This window comes from Amycolatopsis sp. NPDC104775 (assembly GCF_055583325.1).
Window position 1 is genome coordinate 145,446 of sequence record NZ_JBVJOE010000004.1, and the last position, 16,898, is coordinate 162,343.

Annotated in this window: 19 protein-coding genes and 1 pseudogene; 17 read left to right on the forward strand and 3 right to left on the reverse strand. The window is 66.4% G+C overall.

What is annotated here, in order from left to right:
- Positions 1–44: 44 nt before the first annotated feature.
- Complete coding sequence (locus ACZ63D_RS19275; protein WP_465355679.1) at positions 45–809, reverse strand: hypothetical protein; 765 nt, start codon at positions 807–809, stop codon at positions 45–47.
- 214 nt (positions 810–1,023) lie between these two features.
- Between ACZ63D_RS19275 and ACZ63D_RS19280 the strand changes: the two genes are divergently transcribed.
- The 7 genes from ACZ63D_RS19280 (at position 1,024) to ACZ63D_RS19310 (ending at position 6,858) form a co-directional block, all read left to right on the forward strand.
- Complete coding sequence (locus ACZ63D_RS19280; RefSeq protein ID WP_465355680.1) at positions 1,024–1,194, forward strand: hypothetical protein; 171 nt, start codon at positions 1,024–1,026, stop codon at positions 1,192–1,194.
- A 66-nt stretch (positions 1,195–1,260) separates the two neighbouring features.
- Positions 1,261–1,917 (forward strand): TetR/AcrR family transcriptional regulator, encoded by a 657-nt coding sequence (locus ACZ63D_RS19285; protein WP_465355681.1) that lies wholly within the window; start codon positions 1,261–1,263, stop codon positions 1,915–1,917.
- 198 nt (positions 1,918–2,115) lie between these two features.
- Positions 2,116–3,306: a lipid-transfer protein gene (locus ACZ63D_RS19290; RefSeq protein ID WP_465355682.1), complete on the forward strand. Its 1,191-nt coding sequence runs from the start codon at positions 2,116–2,118 to the stop codon at positions 3,304–3,306.
- A 34-nt stretch (positions 3,307–3,340) separates the two neighbouring features.
- A complete protein-coding gene (locus tag ACZ63D_RS19295; RefSeq protein WP_465355683.1) occupies positions 3,341–3,772 on the forward strand; it encodes a type II toxin-antitoxin system Rv0910 family toxin in 432 nt (143 codons plus the stop codon).
- Positions 3,773–3,803: 31 nt separating this feature from the next.
- A complete protein-coding gene (locus ACZ63D_RS19300; protein ID WP_465355684.1) occupies positions 3,804–4,667 on the forward strand; it encodes a MaoC/PaaZ C-terminal domain-containing protein in 864 nt (287 codons plus the stop codon).
- A gap of 36 nt (positions 4,668–4,703) precedes the next feature.
- Positions 4,704–5,582 carry an SDR family oxidoreductase gene (locus tag ACZ63D_RS19305; protein WP_465355685.1) on the forward strand — a complete coding sequence of 293 codons (879 nt, stop codon included), beginning with the start codon at positions 4,704–4,706 and terminating at the stop codon, positions 5,580–5,582.
- A 25-nt stretch (positions 5,583–5,607) separates the two neighbouring features.
- Positions 5,608–6,858: an acyl-CoA dehydrogenase family protein gene (locus ACZ63D_RS19310; protein WP_465355686.1), complete on the forward strand. Its 1,251-nt coding sequence runs from the start codon at positions 5,608–5,610 to the stop codon at positions 6,856–6,858.
- Positions 6,859–6,882: 24 nt separating this feature from the next.
- Here the strand turns inward: ACZ63D_RS19310 and ACZ63D_RS19315 are convergent, their stop codons facing one another.
- Positions 6,883–7,365: a MarR family winged helix-turn-helix transcriptional regulator gene (locus ACZ63D_RS19315; RefSeq protein WP_465355687.1), complete on the reverse strand. Its 483-nt coding sequence runs from the start codon at positions 7,363–7,365 to the stop codon at positions 6,883–6,885.
- Between the two features lie 83 nt (positions 7,366–7,448).
- Between ACZ63D_RS19315 and ACZ63D_RS19320 the strand changes: the two genes are divergently transcribed.
- The 10 genes from ACZ63D_RS19320 to ACZ63D_RS19365 all read left to right on the forward strand — a co-directional run bounded on the left by ACZ63D_RS19320 (position 7,449) and on the right by ACZ63D_RS19365 (position 15,469).
- Positions 7,449–7,712, forward strand: coding sequence for a hypothetical protein (locus tag ACZ63D_RS19320; protein WP_465355688.1), 264 nt, complete (start codon positions 7,449–7,451; stop codon positions 7,710–7,712).
- A gap of 74 nt (positions 7,713–7,786) precedes the next feature.
- Positions 7,787–8,284: a hypothetical protein gene (locus ACZ63D_RS19325; RefSeq protein ID WP_465355689.1), complete on the forward strand. Its 498-nt coding sequence runs from the start codon at positions 7,787–7,789 to the stop codon at positions 8,282–8,284.
- Positions 8,281–8,523, forward strand: a complete 243-nt coding sequence (locus tag ACZ63D_RS19330) for a hypothetical protein (RefSeq protein ID WP_465355690.1) — start codon at positions 8,281–8,283, stop codon at positions 8,521–8,523. The genes ACZ63D_RS19325 and ACZ63D_RS19330 overlap by 4 nt, the downstream gene beginning before the upstream one ends.
- 167 nt (positions 8,524–8,690) lie before the next feature.
- Positions 8,691–8,948 carry a hypothetical protein gene (locus ACZ63D_RS19335; protein ID WP_465355691.1) on the forward strand — a complete coding sequence of 86 codons (258 nt, stop codon included), beginning with the start codon at positions 8,691–8,693 and terminating at the stop codon, positions 8,946–8,948.
- Positions 8,945–10,264 carry an ATP-grasp domain-containing protein gene (locus ACZ63D_RS19340; protein ID WP_465355692.1) on the forward strand — a complete coding sequence of 440 codons (1,320 nt, stop codon included), beginning with the start codon at positions 8,945–8,947 and terminating at the stop codon, positions 10,262–10,264. The genes ACZ63D_RS19335 and ACZ63D_RS19340 overlap by 4 nt, the downstream gene beginning before the upstream one ends.
- Entirely contained in the window at positions 10,257–11,510 is a 1,254-nt protein-coding gene (locus ACZ63D_RS19345) for an MFS transporter (RefSeq protein ID WP_465355693.1), read from the forward strand. Before ACZ63D_RS19340 ends, ACZ63D_RS19345 begins: the two co-directional genes overlap by 8 nt.
- Positions 11,511–12,149: 639 nt before the next feature.
- Positions 12,150–12,356 carry a hypothetical protein gene (locus ACZ63D_RS19350; protein WP_465355694.1) on the forward strand — a complete coding sequence of 69 codons (207 nt, stop codon included), beginning with the start codon at positions 12,150–12,152 and terminating at the stop codon, positions 12,354–12,356.
- A gap of 5 nt (positions 12,357–12,361) precedes the next feature.
- Positions 12,362–13,429 carry a serine hydrolase domain-containing protein gene (locus ACZ63D_RS19355; RefSeq protein ID WP_465355695.1) on the forward strand — a complete coding sequence of 356 codons (1,068 nt, stop codon included), beginning with the start codon at positions 12,362–12,364 and terminating at the stop codon, positions 13,427–13,429.
- 26 nt (positions 13,430–13,455) lie between these two features.
- On the forward strand, positions 13,456–14,517 hold the full coding sequence (locus tag ACZ63D_RS19360; RefSeq protein ID WP_465355696.1) for a serine hydrolase domain-containing protein: 1,062 nt from the start codon (positions 13,456–13,458) through the stop codon (positions 14,515–14,517).
- A gap of 457 nt (positions 14,518–14,974) precedes the next feature.
- Entirely contained in the window at positions 14,975–15,469 is a 495-nt protein-coding gene (locus ACZ63D_RS19365; RefSeq protein WP_465356293.1) for a deaminase domain-containing protein, read from the forward strand.
- 381 nt (positions 15,470–15,850) lie between these two features.
- Here the strand turns inward: ACZ63D_RS19365 and ssb are convergent.
- Positions 15,851–16,256: pseudogene (gene ssb / locus ACZ63D_RS19370) on the reverse strand (single-stranded DNA-binding protein); the annotation flags it as partial.
- Positions 16,257–16,898 lie beyond the last annotated feature (642 nt).

The following is a 16,898-nucleotide window of genomic DNA, read 5'->3' on the forward strand; positions in this document are numbered from 1 at the left end:
CATCCTGCGTACACAATGGACTCAACAGCCCGCGTCGCCTCGCGTCACTGGCACTTCAGGGCGCTCTCGGCGATCGTCACTCCGCTGACGGCGGCGTTGTCGGCAGTGAGGGTGAAGGCGAAATGCCAGCCCGGCTTTTCCGGAATGGGCAGCTCGAACCGTCCGGCCGGGCCGAGTTTCAGGCCGCGCGCGTCGTAGGCCTTGTGCAGGTCGGCCACCGAGGACCCGGCTCCGATGCCTTCCGCGGTTTTGGCCTCGGGCGGGGCGCCCAGCGCGTGCAGGCCGTTCTTGCCGAACGACGCGCCACCAGCCGCGGCGAATGCTTTGTCGCGCTCTTCTCGTTTGACTGCCAGATCGGCACTGGCCATCGCGGAATCGGCCGCGAGCTGAGCCGCTTCGGCGTCTTTGGCGGCGGCTTTCGCGGAATCCGCGGCGGAATGGCCGGTGATTTCTTTCGAATCCCGGTCCGCCGCGTCGGATTTGGCGTGGAGGTCGTCGGCCTTGCGCTGAGCCTCGGCCTCGGCGGCCAGGCGGGCCTGGTCGGGGGCGGGGCCGCCCTGCCAGCTCAGGACCGTGCAGCCGTCGAGCTGGGATACCGGGGCGGTGGCGAGTTTCCCGGTGGCCAGGGCCGCTTCTTTAGCCATCCCCGGGGCGATTCCGCGGTACCCGGCCGGGCCGAAAACCTCGGCGCGGGCCGGGGCGGTTTCCGGCGGATTGCTGGCGGCGGGCGACGAACACGACGCCAGCGCGGCGACCGCGACGATCGCCGCGGCCGCACGGCCGACCGGCAGGACAAAACCCTTGTGCATCTGATTCCCCTCGTACCGGACCCGAACTCACGGGTCGTCGTTCCCGGGCAGACCGAGATATCGGATAATCTACCCGAATCCGGGGACGCTCCCCATTGATTAACGAAGGTGCCGCCGGTGATTTCAGCGAATGCCGTCCGGATCAGTTCGCGCAGGCAGTTTCCGGTGCTGTTCTTCGAAGGTCATCTCCGGCGGCGGACGGCGGAATCCGCGGGTGATCGCCGTCAGCGCCACCGGAACGGTCGCGCAGCCAGGCCGCGAGCACGCTGAGGACGCCGAAAACGCGCGGCGTCATCCGTCGAACATCAGCCGTGACGCGCTGACCCGCGCCCTGATCCCGGGCCGCCCGGAAGCGGCGGCCCGCGCCCACGTGGGTCTGAAATGACCCCACCCGCCGGTGCGCGGACCTTCCCAGGCGGCGCGGACCGGACGGATTGCTAGGCTGCTTGCTGTGTCGGTCGTGCAGAATCGCCCCAGTCGCCGTACGCAGGAAGAGCGTACTGCGGCGACGCGGCAGCGCCTGCTGGAATCGACGATCGACTGCCTGGTGGAATACGGCTACGCGGGGACCACGACGACGCGCGTCGCTGAACTCGCCGGGGTCACCCGAGGCGCGCAGGTGCACCATTTCCGCACCAAGAACGACCTGGTGACCGCCGCCGTCCGGCATCTCGCGGTCAAACGGTCCAATGCCGCGCTGGAGCAGGTGGACCGGCTGCGCGGAGCGGACGACGTCCTCGACGCGGCGCTCGACCTGCTCTGGGACACCCATCAGGGCCCGATTTTCGCGGCCACGGCCGAACTCTGGACGGCCGCGCGCACCGACCCGGACCTGCGGGCCAAGATGCGCCAGGTGGAGCCGATGGTCGACGCCGCGCTCCTGAGCTTCGGCGCGGAACTGGTGCCGGGTTTCGCCGACCATCCGCAGTTCCTGCACTGGGCCTACACCGCGATGGACACGGTGCGCGGGATCCTGATGGGCAGCAGCGTGGTCGGCGACGCCCAGCTCGACCAGCGGTGGCGGCGCGCGAAGGCGCACCTCAAGATCGTCGGCGAGCAGGTGCTCTCCGCCGCCGGGGTCGAGCTTGTGCGCAAGCCCGCCGAATAACCTCTACCCAACGAGCCGAACTTACCTTCAAGTCTGTTTGTAAGTTCAAGGCCGCAAATCCCTCCTGTCCTGCAGCCTGCTCTCCGGATTGCCGTAGTGGCCTGTCGCTTGGTCTTGATAAATACAGGACGGCATGTATGTTTGTGCCGTGGGCAGCGCCGCGGCTGTCCGGTGGGCAGACGACGAGGAGGTCCGCGGGTGGCGAACAAGGTGTACGTCGTCGGTGTCGGCATGACGAAGTTCGAGAAGCCGGGAAGCCGTCCGGACTGGGACTACCCGCAGATGGCGAAGGAGTCCGGCGCCAACGCTCTCGCCGACGCCGGGATCACCTACGACCTGGTCGAACAGGCCTACGCCGGGTACGTCTACGGCGAATCCACCTCCGGCCAGCGCGCGCTCTACGAACTGGGGATGACCGGCATCCCGGTGGTCAACGTCAACAACAACTGCTCGACCGGCTCGGCCGCGCTCTACCTCGCCGCCCAGGCGGTGAAGAGCGGTCAGGCGGACTGCGCGCTGGCGCTCGGTTTCGAGAAGATGCAGCCGGGTTCCCTCGGCTCGACGTTCAACGACCGGGAACAGCCGCTGGGCAACCACATGCAGGCCCTCGCCGAGATCTCCGAGGTGCTTTTCCCGCCCGCACCGTGGATGTTCGGCGCGGCGGGCCGCGAGCACATGCAGCGGTACGGCACCACGGCCGAGCACTTCGCAAAGATCGGCGAGAAGAACCACCGGCACTCGGTGCATAATTTGTATGCGCAGTTCCAGGACGAATACACCCTCGACGACATCAAGAATTCGCGCGTGGTCTACGACCCGCTGACCAAACTGCAGTGCTCGCCGACCTCGGACGGCTCGGGCGCGGCGGTTCTGGCTAGTGAGTCCTTTGTGGACAAGCACGGGCTCGCCGGCCAGGCAGTGGAGATCGTCGGCCAGGCGATGACGACCGATTTCCGCTCCACTTTCGACGGAACCGCCAAGAACATCGTCGGTTACGACATGAGTGTCCAGGCCGCGCGCAAGGTGTACGAGCAGTCGGGGCTCGGTGCCGCCGACTTTCAAGTCATCGAATTGCACGACTGCTTTTCCGCCAACGAATTGCTGACCTACGAAGCGCTCGGGCTCTGCGGCGAGGGCGAGGCAGGGCACCTGATCGACAACGCCGAGACCACCTACGGCGGCAAGTGGGTGGTGAACCCGTCGGGCGGTCTGATCTCCAAAGGACATCCGCTCGGCGCCACCGGCCTCGCGCAGTGCGCCGAACTCACCTGGCAGCTCCGCGGCACGGCGGGCGCCCGCCAGGTCGACGGCGTCACCGCAGCACTGCAGCACAACATCGGCCTCGGCGGTGCCGCCGTGGTCACCGCCTACCAGCGCGCCGAACGCTGAACCGCGCATTCCCCGCCAGCAACCAGGAGGAACCATGGGTCAGGTCAACGCCGTCGCCGAACTCGCCGCCCCGCCGGAGCGGGTCTGGGCCGAATTCTCGAATCCCCGGAATTTCGAGCACTGGCTGACCATTCACAGCAAGTGGAAGGGCGAGGTGCCCGCCGAGTTCAGCAAGGGCGCCCAGGCGACCCAGGTGGTCACCATGCTCGGCATGCCGAACACCATCACGTGGACGGTCGACGAGTACGACGCGCCCAACCGGCTGGTCATTTCCGGAGTCGGCATGGCGGGCGTCAAATGCACTTTCACGCTCTCCGTCGAGTCTGAGGGAAGCGGCTCCAAAGCTTCTATCGCCGCCGGATTCGAAGGGCAGATGATCGTCGGCGCGATGGGCAAAGCCGTGGAGAAAGACGCGAAGAAACAGCTCGACGATTCGCTGGGCAAATTCGCCGCGCTGGTCAGCTAATTCCCTCGGCCCGCAAAGGAGCATCGAGACAATGGCCGACACCGCACTCCAGTTCGACCGGAACGGGCTCGACGCCTGGACCGAGGAAACCTCTTTCGAGGTCACCCGGGAACGCCTGGCCGAGTACGCCGAAGCGACCAACGACCCCGTCCCGGCCCACCGCGCCGGGGACGTCGCCAGCCCGGTGTTCGCGATCGTCCCGGTGTTCCAGTCGCTGCTGGAACCGGCGCTGGAGGTGGTGCCGACCGCGCTGCTCGGCAAGGTGCTGCACGGCGAACAGGACTTCCGTTTCCACCGCCCGATCCGGCCCGGCGACCAGCTGGTCGCCAAGGGAAAGATGACCGGCTGGAAGGGGCTGAGCAGCGGCACCGCGGCCTGTGTCTACCTGGAAACGCGCGACCAGGACGGCGGTCTGGTCAACGAACAGTACGTGACCTTTTTCGTCCGCGGTTTCGACACCGGCGACACCGTCGGCACGCAGCCGCCGGAGCACCGGTTCGACGAGTCCCTGCGCGGACGGGAACCGGTCGCCGTCCGGACCCAGCACATCGACGACGACCAGACCTTCCGGTACGGCCCGGCCGCTGGCGACCCGATGCCGATCCATCTGGACGAGGAGATCGCGAAGGCCGCCGGGCTGCCGGGGATCATCGTGCACGGCCTGTGCACGATGGCCTTCGCTTCCTGGGCGGTGCTGACCGAGGTCGGCGGCTCGGACACCGGCCGGTTGAAGCGGCTTGCGGTGCGTTTCGCCAAACCAGTGCTGCCCGGCCAGAACATCACCACCCGCGTCTGGAAGGCCGGGTCGGCCGGCGGCGCGACCTCGTATGCCTACGAGACCACGGTGGGCGAAACCGTTGTGCTCAAGGACGGTCTCGCCGAGCTGGCGGACTGACCGCGCGGAAACCCCTGCGTACCAAGGAGAATCACCATGGGACAACTGGACGGACGGGTAGCCGTCATCACCGGCGCGGGTCGCGGAATCGGCCGGGAGCACGCGCTGTTGTTCGCCAGCGAGGGAGCGAGCGTCGTCGTCAACGACCTGGGCGGCGCCAACGACGGAGCGGGCTCCGACGCGGGCCCGGCCCAAGAAGTGGTCGAACAGATCACCGCGGCCGGTGGAAAAGCGGTTGCCAGCACCGAAAACGTCGCCTCATGGGATGGGGCGAAGGCGCTGGTCGAGCAGGCGGTGGCCGAATTCGGCAAGCTGGACGTGGTGGTCAACAACGCGGGCATCCTGCGCGACGCGTTCGTGGCCGGAATGACCGAAGCACAATGGGATTCGGTCATCAACGTACACCTCAAGGGACATGCAGCCGTATTGCACCACGCGGCGGCGTATTGGAAAGCGCGGTCGAAGGCGGGCGAGCAGGTCGCCGGGTCGGTGATCAACACCGCGTCGGCGTCCGGGGTCACCGTGCCGAACGCGGGACAGGCGAACTACGGCGCCGCGAAAGCCGGGATCGCCGCGCTCACCCTGGTGGCTGCCGAAGAACTGGAACGCTACGGCGTGCGCGTCAACGCGATCGCGCCGATCGCCCGCACCCGGCTCACGCTGGCGACCCCGGGAATGGGCGCGATTTTCGCCCAAGAGGTGCCCGAAGGCGAGTTCGACGCCTTCTCCCCGGCCAATATCGCCCCGCTGGTCGCCTACCTGGCCACGGAAAAATGCCCGCACTCCGGCCAGGTTTTCGCCGTGCAGGGCGGTTGCATCCAAAAACTCCAGGGATGGACCGTCGCCGAGACGACCGAGACCGATCAGGCGTGGACACTGTCCGAAGTAGAATCCCGGCTCGCCGGCTGGGCCTGAATTCCCTTTCTCGCGGGAGAACTCCATGATCGAGTGGTCCGAGACCGAAATCCTGATCCGCGACGCCGTCCGCGAGTTCGTGGACAAGGAGATCCGCCCGCGCGCGGACGAACTGGAATCAGGCGAACTCCCGCCGTACGACCTCATCCGGAAACTGTTCGCCAGCTTCGGCATCGACGCCATGGCGCGGGAAGGCATCGCGAAATTGCTGGAAAGCCAGCGACGGAAAGAAGCCGCGCTCGCGGCGGGCGAGCCGAAACCGCCCCGCCGGGGGAGCGCGTTCGGCGGGCAGGAAGCGATGGCGGTCATCGCCGCGAGCGAACTGGCCGGAGTCAGCCTCGGGCTGGTCGCCTCGATCGGGGTCAGCCTCGGCCTCACCGCGCAGACGATCCTGGCGAAAGGCACCCTGGCGCAAAAGGAACGCTGGCTGCCGAAACTGGCCACGTTCGAGCACGTCGGAGCCTGGGCGATCACCGAACCGGACTCCGGCTCCGACGCGTTCGGCGGCATGAAAACCTCCGTCCGCCGCGACGGCGACGGCTACCTTCTCAACGGCCAGAAAACGTTCATCACCAACGGTCCCTTCGCGGACGTCATCGTGGTCTACGCCAAGCTGGACGAGGGCGACGGCACCGATCCACGCGCGCGCAAGGTCTTGACCTTCGTGCTGGACAAGGGAATGGACGGCCTGACCCAGGGCAAACCGTTCAAGAAGATGGGAATGATGTCGTCGCCCACCGGCGAACTGTTCTTCGACAACGTCAAACTCGGCCAAGACCGGCTCCTCGGCGAGAAAGAACCCGGCGGTGCCACCGGCGACAGCGCGGACGAGGTCAAGTCTGGTTTCGCGCTGGAGCGCATCGGTGTGGCCGCGCTGGCGCTGGGCATCATCAACGAATGCCACCGGTTGTGCGTGGACTACGCGAAGACTCGAACCCTGTGGGGCCAGGAGATCGGCCGCTTCCAGCTCGTCCAGCTCAAGCTGGCGAAAATGGAGATCGCCCGGATCAACGTGCAGAACATGGTGTTTTCCGGCCTGGAGAAAATGCGCGAGGGCAAGGAGATCACCCTAGCCGAAGCTTCCGCGATGAAGCTGTACTCCTCCGAAGCGGCGACCGAAGTGGCGATGGAGGCGGTGCAGCTCTTCGGCGGCAACGGTTACATGGCCGAATACCGGGTCGAGCAACTGGCGCGGGACGCGAAATCGCTGATGATTTACGCGGGCAGCAACGAGATTCAGGTGACCCATATCGCGAAGGCGTTGCTGGGCCGGTGAGCTCGAGCGGGCCTTACCCCAAATTCAGGCGACTGGGGGGTCTCCAGCAGCCGGTGTCCCGATGAGGTTTTGCACGACCTGATCGAAGTCCCGCGCGAAGGCATGAATCCGGCTGGGCGACCAGCCCGGAAGAGCCTCCAGCACGAGATCGTTGAGCCGTCCGCGCAACCTCTGGATGCAACGTTCGCCCTCCGCGGTCAATTGGAGCACGGTGGCTCGCAGGTCGTGGGGGCTGGGTTGCCTGGTCAACAGCCCCGCCGCCTGGAGCCGGGATGCGTAACGGGTCGTCACGGTGCGATCCAAGCCGATCTGATCCGCGAGCTCGCTGGCGGAAGATGGCCCGATCCGGGCGAGGCCGGAGAGCACCGGGTAAGTCCACCGGTCGATGCCGGCGTGTCCCTCGAGAAGCGTGTCGTAGAGGTGCATCCGGTTCGCTCGCAGCAGCAGCGTGCCGATCGCCGAAGCGATGCGCTGCGCGTCGGCGTGCGCCGGGGTGTCCTGTGTCATGTCCGCAATTTTACGTGCACCGCGCACGCACATGCGCTAGGGTCGCAACTGCGTGCACGGTGCACGCATATTCAGGAGGAATCATGCCGAAGCCGATCCGCCCCGAAGACGTCCTGCCCGACGGCGTCGACCGCACCACCCTCGGCGGGCTCGAGGTCCGCAAAGGCGCCGTCGCGGCGTTCGTGGCCAATGTGAAGCAACTTGAGCAGGTCGAACCGGGAGGTGCCGAGCACCAGCAGATCGTCGGTCAGCTCAAGGAGCTGGTCCCGACCTTGCGGGCAGTGGGTGTGCTGGACGTCTTCCAGCCGCGTTCGGAGGCGGTGGCCGAGCTCATTGACGCGGTGTAGGCGTCCCCGCTTCCCGCAACGACCGTCTCCGCGGGGCGATCGTTGCGGGAAGGGTCGAGCGCTTCCGGGTTTTGATGGTCATCGACTATGCTTTTGTAATGAATGAGTGCTTTCCGGAAGAGAAGCTTCGAAACAAGATGCTTCGCGACGCGGGTCTTGTAGTGGTGGAGGCTAGCTGCTCTTTCGATGACCCTTCTCCGGAGAGCGCCTGGAGAATTGTCGCCAGGGGCGATGCTGTTCCGGCTGTTCGCGTCAGCCACGAGTCTGATGTGGACGAATATCTGAGCGAAGTCGACCGTGGCTGGGAGGCGACCGCGGAAGAGCTCGGAATTTTCGGGAGCGACGGCCATTTTTTGATCAGCGTCGCGGGTGAGCGGATCGGAAGCATGCCGTGGGCTCACGTCCGCCGCGGTCAAGATTTTTCTCCTGCGCGCCATCTCGTCACCTATCCTGGCGAGCCTGAATTTGTGGCGATGTCCATGGACGGTCGAGCGATTTGCGGGGCGACAACCGAGGAGTACGAAATTTGGATCATTGGCGCTGATCTTGCCCGGGGGAGCGGAGCAAAGTGACGGATATCGCGCGGCTCATGGAGAAGCTGGGTCGCTTGGGCGTCACCGTGATCCTCAAGGTGGATGACGAGAGAATGGCGGAAGGCGGTAAGCCTTGGACGTTGGTGATGTCGGGTCCAGGGCTCGGTGGGCGGAGTTTTATCCGTACTGAATCGTCCAGTCTCGGTGGCTGCCTGGAAGAAGGTTTCACGCGACTGCGAGCTGTGCCCGGTGACTGGGAATGGCTGGCTGAGGTCTAGCGCCCGTCGTGCTGAGACCTGACCTCAGGTCTCATGCCGCGGCGTCAGCGGACGACGATGAAGCCCCTCGGTCTCGCCGCCGTCGCCGCCTGAACAGCTGCGAACTTCGAGAGGCTTCGATTCGAGCGTTCGGACAATCGCGGTGACTGGGCTGCTGAGGAATAGCCGTGGTGCTGCGGACGGACAGCCGCGGTCGTCCCGTGGTCAACCACGACTTCTCGCTCGCCACGGTCGAGGGCGCGAATCCGCTCGTGTTCGTGCCGAGCGCGGGCGAGGCGTCGCACGGCCTCGACTCGTCCAGTTCGTTCAGCATGGTGGCGCTCAAAGCCGAGCGGGTCACCAACGCACTCGTGAAGAACGGTCTGCTGGCCCCGGACGCTTCGGCGGTCGCCGAAGCGTCGCGACCCTACCGTGAACAACCATGAAACCCAGGGCGTTCATCCTCAGCGGCGCTTTCTTCGTCGTCGGCCGCAACCCGTTGTTCCTGCGCACGCTGGCCCAGGAGGGCCTGAAGGTTCTTTTCCTGACCCCGGCGCGCTTCCGGGACGAGGCGCTGGCCAGCCAAGCCGATCCCGCGCATCCGGCCGCGCTGATCGAGGAAGTCGGCTTCGTGGACGGAGCGCTGGACCGCGAAGGCTCGTTCACCGCGGGCGTCGTCGCGGCCGCGCTCGGCTGGCGGGACCGGTACGACATCGTCGGCGCCTACGCGATCGGGGAGACCCTGGTCGAGCCGACCGGCGTGCTGGCCGACGGCCTCGGTGTGCCGGGGCCTGGCGCCCGGGCGACCCGTGCCTGCCGGAGCAAATACCTGCAACGGTGGTATCTCCGGGAGTTCAGCCCGGCCTCGGTGGTCGTCGCGCCCGAGCAGCGCGGTGCGGCGGACCTGGCGGCGGTGCGCTTCCCCGCGGTCGTCAAACCCGCGGCCCGGACCTCCAGCTCCGGAGTGGTCACCGTCCGCGGCCGGGACGAGCTGCGGGCGCAGCTGGAGTCCTATCCCGCGCACGAGACAGTGCTGGTGGAGGAGAAGATCGCCGGCCAGGAGTTCTCGGTCGAGAGCCTGGTGCAGGACGGGGAGACCCTGTTCGCCTCGGTTACCCGCAAGGAGACCACCGAATCCCACCTGCGCACCTTCGTCGAACTCGCGCACACCGTGCCGAGCGACCGCGACGACGTACGGGACGTCCTGCTGGCGGCGAACCAGCGGATGCTCGATCGGCTGGCGTTCGAGAACGGGACCACGCACGCGGAATGGCGGGTGGAAGAGTCCGGTCGGGCGGTGCTGATGGAGGTCGCTTGCCGGACCCCGGGCGACGGCCTGATGACGCTCTACGCCCTCGCCACCGGCGAGCCGCTCGAACCGCAGATCCTCAACGTGGCCCTGGGCAAGCCCGCCGCGTATCCCGCGCCGCGGCGGCACGCGCGCCAGGTCTACCTCGACCACGCCGAAGGCAGGCTCGACGACGTGCTCTTGGACTGGCCCGGCGTCGAACCGCGCTGGGTGGGCGAACACGGCTCGTGGCCCGAAATCGAACCGGGGGCTCCCGAGGATCCGCCCGCGCTGCGCTGCGTGCTGGTCCTCAAAGAACGCGGCCAGGCCCTCTCCCGTCTCGCCCAGTCCGACGACCGGGCCGTGACGTTCCTGATCGACGCACCGTCTCCGGCCGAACTGGACGAACTCGAACAGCGGGTGCGAGCCGCGCTGCGGATCCGGATCAGCCCGGCGGTGGCCGCCGATGAGTGAGGCGGGCACCGCGGGCGCGGAGACCGAGCCGGCTCCCGAAGCGGGGATCTGGTCCACCTTCGGACAGGCGCCGGCGGCGGTCCGGACTGTGCTGTTCGGCGTGTTGCTCAACCGGCTCAGCGGCTCCCTCAACGTGTTTCTCGTGCTGTACGTGGCCTCATTGGGCTATTCGTCGAGCCAGGCGGTGCTCGGGCTGACAGTCTACGGCGGCGGCGGGATCGCGGGCTCCCTCATCGGCGGCACCCTCGTGGACCGGCTGGGACCGCGCGCGGTGATCGTGCTGAGCATGGGCGGCACCGGCGTGTTCACCGTCGCGCTGCTGTTCCTGCCCGGCTACGGCCTGATCCTCGCGGCGGTCGCCCTGGCCGGCCTGTGCGCGCAGATGTTCCGTCCGGCCTCGTCGACGCTGCTGTCGGAGCGCACTCCCGCGCACAGCCAGGTGATGATCTTCGCGATCTACCGGTTCGCCATCAACGTCGGAGTGATGGCGGCGCCGCTGGTCGGCTACGGTCTGATCAACCTCGACCACCAGAAGTACGACTTCATGTTCTGGGGCCAGGCCTTGATCGCCGTGCTCTTCGCCGCGGCAGCCTGGCGCGTGCTGGCGCCCGCGTCGCCCGGCACTCCCTCGGCCCCGGTCCAGCCCGGCCCCGCCGACCCGCTCCGGCCAGGCGGTTACCTCGCCCTTCTCCAGGACCGCCGCTTCCTGCTGTTCCTGCTGGCGACCTTCATTTACTCCGCCGTCTACGTCCAGTACCTGTCGACCCTGCCGTTGATGGTGCGTTCCGCCGGACTCGACACGATCTGGTACACGGCCGCGGTTTCACTCAACGCGTTCATCGTCATCGCTTTCGAATTGCTGATGACCAAAGTGACGCAGCGCTGGCCGAAATACGTGGCACTCGGGCTCGGCATGGTGCTGCTGGGCGCCGGCATGGTGGTGTACGGGTTGCCTCCGCTGCCCGCGATCATCATCGCCGGCACCGCTTTGTGGTCGCTGGGCGAGATCTTCAGCGGACCAACGTTTTTCTCTTACCCCGCGGTCGTGGGAGGCAATCAGAAAGGACGCTACATCGGCAGCTTCCAGTTCATGGTCGGCGCCGGCACCGCGTTCGGCCCAGCCGCCGGCGGCTGGCTGTATCTGCGGATGGGCCAGGCAGCGTGGCTGGTCCTGGGCGCCAGCGCGCTCGTCGCGGCTGCCGCCGTCGTCATGGCCGTGCGTCGGCCGCAGCCAGAACATCAATAGCCGGGAGTCCGCTGTCGCCTCGCCTGGCAGGAGCGGGCAGGGAACGATGCCGTAGCGGTCGGTGGGACGACAGCGCTCCCGCCGTCGGCGTTGGTCCCCGCATTCCGCGAGACGACGTTGGCGGAACAGTGGCGGGCGTATTCGTCGGCTTGTCATCGCGAGCTAACGGCCGGAATGGGATTACCGGCCAGGGGTGGCCGCGAGGTCTCCGACATCCATCGATTGTCTTGGTCGAGAACCGATCTGCCGGAGACCTCGCCTATTCAACCGACGACATGCCGCGACCCGGACAACACGGCAGACTTTGGCAGTGGAACACGGTCGAATCGTTTGTCCGCGAACGCCTCGACCCGCAACCGGCACCACTTCCTGGCCACGGCGCGTCATAGCTACTCGAGCGGACGCCTCGCCGACAGCTTCTCTTCCGGCAACGATTCGGCAGTGCGCGCAGTATGTGGCCAGCGACGGCACGGTGCTCAAGCGCGTCCGCGACATCTTCGCGAAGCCGCGACTGCCGGAGGACAATGAACACCGGCGAGTGCTGGCCTGTCTGAACGGAAAATGGTAGCGCTGGCGCTACCGTGAAGTTGGGGGTTTAAGGCATGGTGGCGGACACCGGCGGTTTCTAGTGTTTTCGGCATGGAACAGGAAGTTTCGCACAGCCGCCAGATCGGCGGCCCGACAGTCACTGCCCTGCTCTGGCTGATCTTCATCGCCAGCGCCGCGACGAACTTGATCGGTGGTTTCACCGGGCTGGACAGCATGTTCGGGATGATCGCTGGCGGGATCGCGGTGGCGTGCCTGGTGATCCTGATCGTGCGGTTCGCCGTGCGGAACAAGGACTGACGCCGGTGCTGCCCGCTGTGTCGTTGGCGCTGGCCGCTTCGCTGCTCGCGCCCGCCGTTCCCGCTGCCGCCGTCGCGGACCCGGTTCGCACGCTCGCGCAGGAGATCGTTTCCTCCGGCGCGACCGGTGTGCAGATCCGCTCGGTCCAAAGGGGACATACCCGCACCGTGACCGCCGGAGTGTCCGAACTGGACTCCCGAAAGCCGGTCTCGCCGACCGGACGATTCCGGATCGGCAGCGCGACCAAGATGTTCACGTCCACTGTGGTCTTGCAACTCGTCGCCGAACGCCGTCTCCAGCTCGACGCCCCGGTCGAGCGCTACCTGCCCGGGCTGCTGCCGCACGGCAGCGACATCACCGTGCGGATGCTCCTGCAGCGCACAAGCGGGCTCTACGACTACACGGAGTCCCTGCCGTTGCTCGGGGCGGGCTTTCAGAAGATCCGGTACCAGCACCATTCGCCGGAGTCGATGGTCGCGATCGCGACCGCCAAACCGCTGGATTTCCCGCCCGGCAGCAAACATGCCTACTCCAACACCAACTTCATCGTGCTCGGCATGCTGATCGAGCGGACCACCGGACACGCGTGGGGCGCCGAAGCGGCGCAGCGCATCCTGGTCCCGCTCGGGATGCACCACACTTCGGTTCCCGAGGACCGGACCGGCATCCCGGGGCCGCACGCGCACGGCTACCAGGAGATGAACGGCGAGCTGGTCGACGTCACCGAGCTGAACCCGACTGTCGCCTGGTCGGCCGGTGAGATGATCTCCACCACCGCGGACCTGGACAAGTTCGTCCGGGCGCTGGCAGCGGGGCGGCTGGTACCGCCGGACTTGCTGGCGCAGATGATCAAACCGTGGTCCGCGACCGAGCAGTACGGGCTCGGATTGCGCACCCCGGACACCACGTGCGGCGTGCGCGTGTTCGGGCATACCGGCGGGATTCCCGGGTTTCAGACCGTCGCCTTCACCAGTCCGGACGGGAAACAGCGTGTCGAGGCTTCGGTGACGCTGGGCCGCGGCCCGGACTTCGACTGGACGCGCGCCCTGCTCGACAAAGTCTTCTGCCGCTGAGTACCCGATACGGAACGAGGAAACCGATGCTCACCACTGTGCCGTTTGTGCTGACCGCTGCCCTGCTCGCCCCCGCTGCCCCGACCACGACTGACCCCGTGCGCACGGTCGCGCAAGAAGCGGTCGCGGCCGGCGCCACTGGCGTACAGATCCGCTCGGTCCGAAATGGACACGCCCGCACCGTGACCGCCGGAGTGTCCGAACTGGACTCTCGAAAGCCGCTCTCGCCGACCGGACGATTCCGGATCGGCAGCACGACCAAGTCGTTCGTCGCCACGGTGACCCTGCAACTCGTCGCCGAGCACCGGCTCGGGCTCGACGCCCCGGTCGAGCAGTACCTGCCCGGACTGCTGCCGCGAGGCAAGGAAATCACCGTGCGGATGCTCCTGCAGCACACCAGCGGGCTCTACAACTACCTCCGGACGGTCTCCCTTGCCGGCACCGATCTGGAGAAGGTTCGCTACCAGCACTTTTCGCCGGAGCGGCTGGTCGCCATCGCGGCCGCGCACCCGCTCGATTTCCCGCCGGGCAGTGCGTATTCGTACTCCAACACCAACTACACCGTGCTCGGCATGCTGATCGAGCGGACCACCGGGCACGCGTGGGGCGACGAGGTGGCCAAGCGGATCCTGCGCCCGCTCGGCATGCACGACACGACGGTTCCAGGCGACCGCACCCGGATTCCCGGCCGCCACGCACACGGTTACCAGGAAATGAACGGGAAGCTGGTCGACGTCAGCGAGCTGAACCCGAGCGTCGCCGGTGCCGCGGGCGAGATCATCTCCACCACCGCGGACCTGGACAAGTTCGTCGAAGCGCTCGCGGCCGGGCGGCTCGTTCCCCCGGCGCTGCTGCGGCAGATGACCACCCCACGATCAGCGACCGACGAGTACGGCCTCGGGTTGCAGACCCGGACCACTCCGTGCGGGATTCCGGTTTTCGGCCACACCGGCGGGATTCCCGGCTACGGGACGGTCGCGTTCACCAGCGCGGACGGGAAGCGCCGCGTGGAAGCGTCGCTGACGTTGGGTCGCGGACCCGACAACGCCACTTTTTATTCGCTGATCGACAAGGCGATCTGCTCCTGAGCGAGGCAACGCCTGGGCCCGGCGCGCAGCCAGGCCCAGGCCGTGTCCGGACAGGACACCTTGGAGTGGGTTTGCATCGTTCCCGCTTTTCGCTACCACGCCGCGACGCAGAAAAAGCAGGAGTGGCCACGATTGTCGTGGAGAACAGTCCGGTTGGTGCGGGATCGAAAGCGGAAGCTGCTCGGAATCTTGCGCAGGCGGTGGCCAAAGCGATCAGGGAGTTCGGTGCGTCGGCCGGGCCGGTTCGAGCTGACGCGAATATTGCTGCAGCCGAAGTTTCGATCGATGGCCAGGGTTCGATGAGCTTGACCTCAGTAAGTGGGACGCCTGAGCGGGGTGGGACAGTTCCCAGGCCTGGCGTGGATGGAAACTCGCACAGGTATATGGCTTTTCCGGCCGGTTCAAATGATCGGGAACTGGATACAGGGCTTAAAATCTTGACCTATGTTGCGAACCGATTGGGTCACCCTCGGCCTCGGTTCGCGGTACAGTGAGTTTTTACACGGAGTTGCCCGCTTGTTCGTCGTGTAGGATGGTGATCCATCAATTCAACAAAGAATTTCCGGGGATTAAAGTAGATGTCACATGCGGTGGACAGGGTGTTGTTGTGGTTGAATATATGACGCCTGCGCATATTGCGGTCGAGATGAGTGACCTTCCTGCTCTGCGGAACCTGCTGGACAAAGGCGTCGACGTCGACGAAGAATGCAATGGGATGACGCTTTTGCATCATGCCATCGAGGTTGAAGGCGATGGTCATACGCAAACGAGAAATCCATTGCATGTCGACATTACGACTTACCTTCTCGTTCGTGGTGCTGATCCGCTTCGTCGAACCAATGACGTAGATCGGGAGACGGCGGAGGACATGGCTCGTCGCTACGGTCATTGGCTTGCACTCGCCCTGTTCGAAGCTTGGAAACAGCGAGCGAGTTTGCGGACTGACAGTTGATGTTCAACCGGCGGTGGGCCGGACTATGCGGCCTGCTTCTCGGGATCGTCCGGCCCCACCGCCATGCGCAACGACGTCGTCCACCCCTCTGAGCTTCGACGCGACGCGAGGGTATTGCCCAGCAGCTGGTGAGTGCCGAGTCTTCCTTCCGCTTCGCTGGCATGCGGCGAGCACGCCAAATCGGCGAGAATGAGACCAGTCGTGCCCGTGGCACGACTGGGGTCGCGTCGTCGGGGTTGGTCGGGGCACCGTGGTAGGTGATCCACTGTTTGACGTGGTTTGTTCGCATTCCTCGGGCTCGGCTCGTTCGGAACGCTGACAAACTTCCGGGTTGTGGCTTCCGGCGGTGCGAGCGGTGATCTTTGCCCGATCGACTGGCTCCCCCAGTTCGGGAGCGGTTGTCCATGGGTCGGTCTCGGCTTGGGCGTCGCCGGCCTGGCGGGTGGCCTTGGTGACTTTGGCGGTGGCGTAGCAGAGCGAGGGCCGATGTCGTCGACATACGGTTCTCGCCGTCCCGCGTCTCGAAGGTGCGCTGCCGCAGACGTCCCTGGGCGAGGACGCCGGCTCCCCGCTTGAGGGACTCCGCGATGTGCTCGGCCAGGTGCTTCCACGCCGTGCAGCGCATGAACAGCGCCTCGCCGTCCTCTCATTCGCTGGTCCGCTTGTTGAAAGTGCGGGGCGTGGAGGCGATGGTGAAGTTCGCGACGGACGTGCCGTTCGCGGTGAAACGCAGTTCGGGGTCCGCGGTGAGGTTGCCGCTGATCGTGATGACCGTGTCGCCAGCCATGATGTCCTCCTGCGAGGATCGGTGGCGCGGAACGCGTTCTGTCTGGAGCGCTCCCCACGCGGTGCCGCTACGGCGCGGATCGGCTCGTCCGGCCGGTGTGGACCGGCTGTGCGGGACGGGGCGTCACCTGCGGTCGGGACAGTCGGTTCACACGGAGGCTCCGCGGCGTTCACAGTCCCGTCCGGGGTGTGCTGGGCTGCGTGCGGTCCGCGCCCGTTCCCTCGTGGAGGCCTGGCTGGCGACGCGTCACGCCATCGGCTGATCCACCACTGACCGTGCTGGTGGCTGCGCGCTCTGCGGGCACCGGTTGGCGGACGACAGTGTCGGTGGCTGTCCCTCGCGCCGACCGCGTGTCATTCGGCGGCGGCACCGAGGTTCTGTTTCATGGTGTCGTTCGGTCATGGTCAGACGGGGTTGGAGCGGCCACGGGGTGGATGGATCCGGATGACGTCTCTGGGCCGCGGAGCGGACTTCGTCTTGATGCAGAGCGGCGTTCCGCTGAACTCTTCGCTTTTACCTCTGTATCGCTGGCAGAACGGTGTTAAACGCGAGGTTTTTCTTTGCTGGCTAGGGTTTCCGCGTCTTCGCGGTTGGCGGTCCGACTCGTCCGGAAGCGGTGGGCTAAGGAGGTCCAGTCCACTG